Annotated in this window: 10 protein-coding genes and 1 pseudogene; 3 read left to right on the top strand and 8 right to left on the bottom strand. The window is 29.6% G+C overall.

Annotation, left to right across the window (positions count from 1 at the left end; genetic code table 11):
• A partial coding sequence (locus HGPT_RS09140) for a hypothetical protein (protein WP_040542208.1) occupies positions 1-457 on the bottom strand: 457 nt, incomplete at its 3' end.
• Between the two features lie 29 nt (positions 458-486).
• Complete coding sequence (locus tag HGPT_RS08640) at positions 487-927, bottom strand: hypothetical protein (RefSeq protein ID WP_019138036.1); 441 nt, start codon at positions 925-927, stop codon at positions 487-489.
• A gap of 246 nt (positions 928-1,173) precedes the next feature.
• Between HGPT_RS08640 and HGPT_RS01025 the strand changes: the two genes are divergently transcribed.
• Positions 1,174-1,746: a xanthine phosphoribosyltransferase gene (locus HGPT_RS01025; RefSeq protein WP_019138035.1), complete on the top strand. Its 573-nt coding sequence runs from the start codon at positions 1,174-1,176 to the stop codon at positions 1,744-1,746.
• Between the two features lie 173 nt (positions 1,747-1,919).
• Here the strand turns inward: HGPT_RS01025 and HGPT_RS01020 are convergent.
• The 6 genes and pseudogenes from HGPT_RS01020 to HGPT_RS01000 all read right to left on the bottom strand — a co-directional run bounded on the left by HGPT_RS01020 (position 1,920) and on the right by HGPT_RS01000 (position 7,688).
• A pseudogene (locus HGPT_RS01020) lies at positions 1,920-3,042 on the bottom strand (toxic anion resistance protein).
• Between the two features lie 2 nt (positions 3,043-3,044).
• The gene (locus HGPT_RS09465; protein WP_245544061.1) at positions 3,045-3,701 is read right to left on the bottom strand and encodes a 5-bromo-4-chloroindolyl phosphate hydrolysis family protein; all 657 of its coding nucleotides are present in this window, start codon (positions 3,699-3,701) and stop codon (positions 3,045-3,047) included.
• Positions 3,698-4,165, bottom strand: a complete 468-nt coding sequence (locus HGPT_RS09460) for a hypothetical protein (RefSeq protein WP_245544060.1) — start codon at positions 4,163-4,165, stop codon at positions 3,698-3,700. The genes HGPT_RS09465 and HGPT_RS09460 overlap by 4 nt, the downstream gene beginning before the upstream one ends.
• Positions 4,166-4,173: 8 nt before the next feature.
• Complete coding sequence (locus HGPT_RS01010; protein WP_019138034.1) at positions 4,174-5,007, bottom strand: DegV family protein; 834 nt, start codon at positions 5,005-5,007, stop codon at positions 4,174-4,176.
• 9 nt (positions 5,008-5,016) lie between these two features.
• Positions 5,017-6,360, bottom strand: coding sequence for a phosphoglucosamine mutase (glmM, locus tag HGPT_RS01005; RefSeq protein WP_019138033.1), 1,344 nt, complete (start codon positions 6,358-6,360; stop codon positions 5,017-5,019).
• Positions 6,361-6,362: 2 nt separating this feature from the next.
• Positions 6,363-7,688, bottom strand: a complete 1,326-nt coding sequence (locus HGPT_RS01000; RefSeq protein ID WP_019138032.1) for a CCA tRNA nucleotidyltransferase — start codon at positions 7,686-7,688, stop codon at positions 6,363-6,365.
• 99 nt (positions 7,689-7,787) lie between these two features.
• On the opposite strand from HGPT_RS01000, the gene HGPT_RS00995 reads away from it, so the two are divergent.
• A complete protein-coding gene (locus HGPT_RS00995) occupies positions 7,788-8,279 on the top strand; it encodes a hypothetical protein (protein WP_019138031.1) in 492 nt (163 codons plus the stop codon).
• Between the two features lie 16 nt (positions 8,280-8,295).
• Positions 8,296-9,191: copper amine oxidase N-terminal domain-containing protein (locus HGPT_RS00990; RefSeq protein WP_019138030.1), on the top strand; the 896-nt coding region annotated here is incomplete at its 3' end.

Raw genomic sequence — 9,191 nt, 5'->3', positions numbered from 1 at the left:
TATTCGTTATTTCATTTCCCCTTGCATTAACAAGTTCAGAAATTTCATTTTTCTTTGGAGCTGTATTGACGAAATTAAGATAAATTACTTTATAGGCATCATTTTGTCCATTTCTTTCACAAGTTATAAAAGGAATTAAAATATTATTTTTCATCCACTTATTTATATAATTTTGGCTTATATTATAATCATTTCCATCAATGCAAATCGTCTTATTTTTTAAAGCATCAAAATCCATATAAAGAAGTCCTGTACTTTTTGGAATATTAACTGTATTATTTATCTTTCTAAAATTTGTAATTCTTGAATTTTTAATTTCTGCAGCATACCCTAAGCTCAAATTTATTTTCCTATCTTTATTTTTAGGCGGAAAATAAATAAAGTCCTTATCTTTTCCAATAATTTCTCCTGAAGCAATATTTTTAACCTCAGGGTCAAGAGAATTTTCTAAATTCATGCTCACTTTCAATTTTTCATTTAAATCATTTAAATTTTTTCATCATTGGAAAGATTTGGGTTTATAATTACACATTTTTTTACTTCATCATAATTAATTTCTATATTCAGTGCTTCAGCCAAATCTCTCAGTTTAAAATAATTATTTCCTTCGATGTTATATCCAGAAATTTGAACTTCTCTGCCATCAATAAAAATTTTTTGAGGACTTGGAATAGCTTTTTTAGATGCAGAAATATTTTCCTTTGGAAGTCCTGAAAAATCCCTATAAGATGATTCCGTAAATATTTCAATTGCGTTTCTTTCACTGTCAAATTTTATATCAAATTTTTTCGCAGTCTTATTCATATAGGATGCAAAATTCCTAAGTTTAAAATAATTATAGTCATCAATAATATATGTAGAAAAAGTGTAATTAGAAATACTTCCATCCTGACTAAGAATTTCCATTTTAGATGAATTATTTGGCAAGGCTTATTCTGCAAAAATATTTGTTGGACATAATAAAATTAAAAATAAGCAAAATAAAATTAAGGTTTTTTTCATAAATTTCTCCTTTCACACTCTATTTTATTAAAATTATTTTATCAAATAAAAATAAACCCTGCTATAAAGAATTCCCAAAAATTTATAAATTAATTCTTTTTTATTTTATAAATCCTTGCCTCTAACTTGATTACTTACTTCTTATGACTTAAAATAATCTAGAGGTGTAAAATGAAATTATTAGAAGAAAGAATTATAAATGACGGAAGAATTTTAGATGGAAATATTGTAAAGGTAGACTCATTTTTAAATCACCAACTTGATATAAAATTTTTGGATAAACTAGCTGAAGAAATGGCAGTTTATTTTAAGGATAAAAATATAAATAAAATACTTACAATAGAAGCCAGTGGTATAGCTCTTGCCAGTGTAGCTTCAAAACACTTTGACGATGCCATGGTGGTCTTTTGCAAAAAGCAAAAAACTTTAAATATTGGCGACGACGTCTATGAGTCTAGAGTTGAATCTTTTACAACAAAGAAAAACTACACTATAACTGTCTCAAAAAGATTTTTGTCAGCTGATGACAATTTACTTATTATTGACGACTTTTTGGCTGAAGGAAATGCTCTAAAGGGTCTAATCGACGTATCAAAACAAGCTGGTGCAAATATTTCTGGCATTTCTGTTGCCATTGAAAAGGGCTTCCAAGATGGCGGTAAAATTATAAGAGGCATGGGCTATGATTTACTTTCTCTTGCCATAATTGATTCTATAGAAGACGGAAAAATTTCCTTTAGATAAAAATTATATAAATTTCACATAATCTTCCATTTTTTTATTAATGGGAGATTTTTTTTACCCAAAAATTTTATAAGATTAAGTAAAAATATGATAATTAATACAATAAATATTTAAATTCTTGGCAAAAGAAAAACCGAGAAAAATCTCGGTCTTAATTTCGTAATTTTATATAATTATTTATTTGCAATCTCAACTAAGGAAGATTTTAAATTTTCTTCTATCTTTCTTAGTTCAGCTGAAGCTTCTTCTCTTCTTCTGTGTCCTTGAATTTGAATTTCACGAACTTCATTTAAAGCTGATATAAGCTGTTCATTGGTGTGTCTTATAGTTTCCATATCTACAATTCCTCTTTCAGAAAGTCTTGCAGTTTCAACAGTAGTTTGTTTTAAAGTTTCTGCATTTTTCTTTAAGAGCTTATTTGTAAGATCAGTCACTTCTTTCGTTGCCTTAGCTGCTTCTTTTGAATGATTTGCACCTAGAGCAATTACCATTTGAGATTTCCAAAGTGGAATTGTATTTACAATAGTCGATTGAATTTTTTCAACCATAACTGTATTTGATGATTGTACCATTCTAATTTGCGGCGCCATTTGAATTGAAACCATTCTAGTTAAATCTAGATCGTGAAGTTTTTTCTCAAACCTGCTTATCATATTTACATAATCATTTGCACGTTGAGCATCTACTGGAAGATTACTTTGTGCTGCTTTTTCTCTCAATTTTTGGCAGTTCAACATTTGTCGCCTCATCAATTTTTTTCTTTCCAGCAAGTATATACATACTAAGTTCTTTGTAGTAGGACTCGTTTAGTTCATACATTTGATCTAACATTGCTATGTCCTTCATCAATGTAACTTGATGATCTTCAAGAGTTCTTATAATATTATTTACATTTTTCTCTGCAGAATCATATTTTGTCTTTAATGAAGTCATATTGTTTACTTGTTTTTTGAAAAAACCAATCAATTTATTGTCTTCTTCATCTAAATCAAAGGTTTTTAATTCGTTTACAACTCCAGAGAGCAAGTCACCCACTTCTCCAAGGTCCTTTGTTTTTACAGATTCTAGTGTTTTTTCAGAAAAATTTGAAATCTTTCTTTGAGCTCCAACTCCATATTGTAGAACAATATTTGAGTTTGTAATATCAATTTGTTTTGCAAATTCTTCAACTTGTCTTTCTTCTTCTGGGCTCAATTTCACTTCATTCTCATCTGTGATTTCTTTTAAAACCCTTTTATCTTCATCTTGAATTTCCTCAAAATCATCTGATAATGATAGTTTGATTTCTCTATCCACTTTTACCTCCCGACTTTAAATTCGTCTTTATCTAAAAGTCCCTCTTGCTTCAACATAGATTTTAAAACACTCATATCACTTGATAAGTCCATAATCTTTTCCTGATATATATTGTCTAATATTTTCGTAAAGGCATGGACAACAATGTCCATAGTATTTTCAATATCACTTAAAGATTCTGAAACTGATTCTGTTGGCTTTTCTTTCATTTCCATGTAGGATTTAGAAAGTTTCACAGTAATTGGCAAATAATAATTTATTGCTTTACTTAAATCATCTGCTGTTGATGGATTTTCTCTTAAAAGTTCAAAAATTTTACTTATTATTTTTAAGAGTTCTCTAATTTTTTCATCCATTGGAGTAGAAATTTGACTTTCAATTTTTGTCAACTCAGTGACATAAGATTTTACCCTTAAAAGCAAATCTTCGACTTTGGCATTTTTTTCATTATCTTCAAGTTCTTCCATTCTTTCCTTAGGATCTCTTAAAGCTTCTTCCTTGTAAAGTTTATAAGTTTTTGAATCTAGGATAAAGAGTTCTCCATTTTCAACCATACGAGCTTGCCTATAATAATCTTTCTCTATCATATTTATAAGGTCATTTATTGTAAAATCAAGAGGCTTAGCTGTTATGGCAGCAAGGTCAGCAGTTGGAATCACTGTATTATTTCCAATTTCACGATTGTATTTTCTAAATCTAATAATTTGGTCTTTGGTTTTTTTATTCTATAATTTGCATAAAAAGAAATAACAAGGGCAGGAATAACCCAAAAAATTAAGGCTGGTAAATCTTCTCTTATTGAACCATAAGTATCAAACATATCCATTAGAAAACCAAACAAAGCAAAAAGATGACCCACAATTGAAACTTTTGCAACAAAGCCCCAAGTCTTTACCCTATTTACAGTCTTTGGATTTTGATTTATTATTCTGTCATCATTTTGAATACTATAAGGTAGATTTTTCTTGTTTTTATTTACAAAACTAGTGATAGATCTCTTTGTAACATCAATAGCTGTGTCTATTCCCTCTCCAATTATTTCTCCGATTTCCTTAAAATTTTCATTTTTAAAGGCATAATTAATTTGATCTTGAAAATTATCTCTTCTATCTCTCTTATTCATCTTTCACCTCAAAAAGCTATTACAATTCCTCCTATATCTGCATACCCAGAGGATAAACCATTGGTGTGCCTAACATGAACTTTTACACCTTGGTAGAGCTTTTCTATTTTTTCTTTTAACTTTTCTGCTCTTTCCTTGTTGGCAACATAGGAAATAGTAATAAGATCTGGCGTATCAATTTTACACTTATTTTCTATTGCTTTTATCATTTTATCAAGAGATTTTTTCATTCCACGGTTTATTTCAAATAACTCAATTTCTCCATCATTTGAAATCATAACTGGTCTAATATTTAATACATTGGCAATTAAACCTGCTGTTTTTTTGATTCTTCCATTTTTAATAAGATTTTTCATAGATTCAAGGACAAACATAGTTGTTTCAAGATTTGTTTCCTTTTCTATCTCTTTTACAACTTCATCGAATTCCTTTTCTTTTACTAAATCAAGAAGTTTTAAGGCTATTCTTGTTGTACCTGCAGATGCTGCTTTTGAATCTATTACGTGAATCTTAATTCCCTCAAACTTTTCTTTAGCTTCAGCTTCAGCAACTTTTGCAGAATTGTAAGAACCTGAAAGTTTTGAGGAAATTGTCAATATATAAATATCCTTGTCCTTATTTTCTTCTATAACTTTTAAAAAGTCATAAGGAGCTGGGCAAGCTGTTTTAATTGCATTTTCAGTTTTTTCCATAGCTTTTAAAAATTCATCTATATTTAAATTTTCATTGTCGGTATAATCTTTGCCATCAATGGAGATTTTAAAAGGAACATATTCAATCCCCAAATCTTTTATTTCCTCTTTTGTTAAATCACAACTTGTGTCTGATATAATCTTATACATTACATGCTCCTAATTCAATTTATCTTCTATAAGTTTTACTAATTTGTCAGCATCTTGAGACAGTTTATCTTGGTCTTCTCCTTCGATCATGACACGCACAAGAGCTTCTGTACCTGATGGTCTAATCACAACCCTTCCACTTCCATTATAATTTTTTTCCACAGCCTTTATTGCATCCATGATTTCAGGGAATTCTTCATATTTATTTTTTAAATCTTCACGAACCTTTGCATTTTTAAGGACTTGTGGATAATCTTTCATAAGTTTATTTAGTTCAGATAATTTTTTTCCAGATTTTTTCATGATTTCTAGAAGGTGAATGCCTGTTGCTAGTCCATCCCCTGTCGTATTGTAATCAAGGAAAATCACATGACCTGATTGTTCAGCTCCAATTACATAATCGTCACTCAACATTTTTTCTAAAATGTATCTATCCCCAACCTTAGTCTCAATAAAATCTACATCAATTTTTTCAAGATATTTCTTTAGACCCATGTTGGACATAATTGTTCCAACTGCAGCATTATTTTTAAGTTTTCCATTTTCCTTTAAATATGTTGCAGCAATTGCTAAAATATGGTCACCATCGACTATATTTCCCTCTTCATCAACAGCAATAATTCTATCGGCATCTCCGTCAAAACTCATGCCAATATCTGCTCCATCTTTTTTTACTAAATCTTCTATAAGTTCTGGATTAGTAGAACCACAAGAATCATTTATGTTCATGCCATTTGGTTCATTGTTAATAATTTTAACCTTAGCACCATAGGATTTTAGAACTTCTTCTGCTATAAAAGATTGAGCCCCATTTCCTGCATCCACAGCAACTTCAAATTCAGAAAAATCAAGATCAACTAAGTTTTTTAGATAATCTACATATTTTTTTGTAAATTCATCAGACCTATTTAATCTCCCAATTTCATCTCCACTTACATCTTTATAAATTTTTGTAGTTGATAAAATTTTTTCTTCTATTTCATCTTCAATTTTATCATCAAGCTTTAATCCTTGGCTTGAAAAAAACTTAATTCCATTGTGTTCAAAAGGATTGTGAGAAGCTGATATGGAAACACCACATAGATAATCTCCTGTCCTTGTAAGATAAGCAACACCTGGTGTTGGAATAACTCCTGCAAGGTCAACATCAAGGCCAATACTCATAAATCCTGCCACAAGAGAAGATTCAACTAAATCTCCAGAAAGTCTTGTATCTCTTCCAACTAAAACTTTTCCCTTTTTTCCCTTTGCAAGCACAAAAGCAGCCGCTCTTCCTATATCATAACAAAGTTTTGGAGTCAGTTTCTTATTTGCAATTCCACGAACTCCATCTGTTCCAAATAATCTTGTCATTTTTATCTCCTGTAATTTTTTTCAATATATTCTATTAAATAAGACCTATTATTTTTCTCTGGATCTTCTAAAACCAAATTTTCAAGTTCTTTTAAAATTTCTCCAATTAATTTTCCCTCAGAAAAACCTAAGGACTTAATATCATTTCCATTTATTTCTAAAAACTTTTCAGTTTTCATCTCTTTTTCATCTAATAATTCTTTTACCCTATTTTTCCTATTTATAATAAAACTTGCATCTCTATCTATTCTTGTGGCTTTACAGTCAGCTATAAGTAAATCATATAGGTCAAGAACATTTTCTCTTCCCACTCTTTTTATTTGTCTTCTTAGAGCTTTATCAGACATTTCAGCATGAACCTTCATGTGGTCTAATATTAAGATTTTAACTTTTTCTATAGTTTTATTGGGAAGTCTATACTTTTTTAAAATTTTTTCTACCAAGTCAGCCCCAAGAATTTCATGACCATAAAAGTGACCTCTTCCATCTTCACCAATAGAAAGAGTGTCCACCTTTGAAATATCATGAAAAAGCGCTGCAAGTCTAAGACTTAAATCTGGCTTCACATAATCCATAACACATATAAGGTGGTCAAAAAGAGTCTTGTCATGATAGGGCGAAAATTGTACAAAGCCCACAGTTCTCTTTAGTTCAGGAAAAATAACATCTAATATTCCACTTTCTTCTAACAAAAGTAAATAATAAGATGGCTTTTCACTAGTGATCATTTTTGAAAATTCATCAAATATTCTTTCTGGAGCAATTTTTTTTAGTAGATGTGCATTTAGACCTATTGCGTCAAAAAGATTTTCTTCTATATAAAAATTAAATCTTCCAGCAAATCTTATTGCCCTCATCATGCGAAGAGCGTCCTCTTTGATCCTTTCATTTGGATCTCCAACTGCCCTAATTATTTTTTCTTGAAGATCTTTTTTTCCATCAAAAGGGTCATAAAGTTTTCCATCAATGTCCATAGCCATAGCATTAATAGTAAAATCTCGTCTTTTAAGATCTTCTTTTAGATTGTCTGAAAAAATTACTTTTTCCGGTTTTCTGTTGTTAATGTAATTTCCATCAATTCTAAAAGTAGTTACTTCATATAGTACTTTATTTAGCAAAATGCCAACAGTGCCAAATTCTTCTCCAACTAAAATAGTTTTGCAGTCACTAAATACTTCTTTTATCTCCTTTGGTTTAGCTGAAGTTGTTATATCATAATCATGAGGCTCAATGGAAAGCAATTTATCTCTTACACAACCACCAACTATATAAGCTTCAAATCCATTTTCTAATAATTTATTTAAAATAAATAGGACATCTTTTGGCATTTTATCACCCTTTTTATTATATCATTCTTATACTTAATTTAAAATTATATAATTACTTAGCTCTCTTGTGATATAATGAACTAAAATTGGAGGTATAGTATGAAAAAGATTTTTATTATTTCAATGTCATTGCTTCTAAGCCTAAGTCTTTCTGCTTGTGGCAAAAAAGATAAGGTCGATACAAAGACAAATGACAAGCAAGTTTCATCAGAAACTACTGCTAAAAAAACTGATGAGGAACAAGTTGCAACTTCAAATTTTGACAAGGAAGCTGTTAACGAACTAATCAAAAACTCTGATTATATTTCAAGAATTAGAATTTCAACATCTACTGCAGAAGGTATGTCTATTTCCTTCTTAAAGGATTATAAGGGAGATCTTTCACAAATTGAAATTGACGTGCCAAAAAATTTAAGTCCAAATAAGGAATATATTATTTTTTACAGAGATGATGAAAATGGACAAGTTTCACCTACTTCAAGAGATGGCTCTTTTATTGAGCTTCAGGGAGATAAGGACAGTAATTTAATTTATATTGAAAAAAACTTTGATTCAAACTCTTACACATCATCAATGAGTAAGAACAAATAAGGAGGAAGTGTAGTTTATGAAAAAATTTAAATCTATTTTATTTTCATTGTTACTTATGATTTTTGTGACTTCAAATGTTTTTGCAGGCAGAAGTCCTCTTATCGAATACAATGGAAAAATTGTAAAATCAGACGTTGCACCCTATATTCAAAATGAAAGGACCATGGTTCCCATAAGATTTATTTCTGAAACTCTTGGATACAAAGTAACTTGGGATAATGACAAAAGAGAAGTCGGTGTTAAGGGAAAGGATACTGAAATTCTTCTTAAAGTTGATTCTAAAAATGCTCTAGTTAATGGCAATGAAGTGAAACTTGATTCCCCTGCTTCTATAAAAAAAGAACGCACTTTTGTTCCCCTAAGATTTGTTGCTGAAAATCTAAAGGCTGAAGTTAAGTGGGACAAAGAAAACTTTAAAGTCATTATAAATGACAAAAATTCTTCATCACTTTCTTTAAATTTATCAGCTGATGAAGAAAATTATGTAAAAGAAATTAAATCACTACAAAGTGATTTAAATAAATCAATTGGAAAATTAAAATTAAGTTTCTTCGACAATGCTGCAAATTTAAGCAGTGATGAATTAAATTCTGCTTACGAAAATGCAAATTCTGAAATTACAAATATTGTTAGTAGAATTAAATCCCTTAATGTTCCAGAAAAATTTAAGGAATCTAATGAATATACTCTTAGAGCAAGTGAAAAAGCTCTAGAAATTTTACCAGGCTTAAAAAATTCTATTATGTCAGAAAATGAAGAATCAGCAAAAGTGTTTATAAGAGAACTAACAGATTTTCAAGTTAAAATGCAAGAAGCTACAGATTCCTTTAATGCTGCACTAAAGGGCGAAGATTACAAGGCACAAAAAGATATAGATGTTTATAAAGACCAGTTGACAAAAAACAAGATTAC

Source organism: Peptoniphilus timonensis JC401 (assembly GCF_000312025.1).
Taxonomy (GTDB): domain Bacteria; phylum Bacillota; class Clostridia; order Tissierellales; family Peptoniphilaceae; genus Peptoniphilus_A; species Peptoniphilus_A timonensis.
The sequence above is the reverse complement of the archived record's forward strand: the minus strand, read 5'-3'. Positions and strand labels throughout refer to the sequence as shown.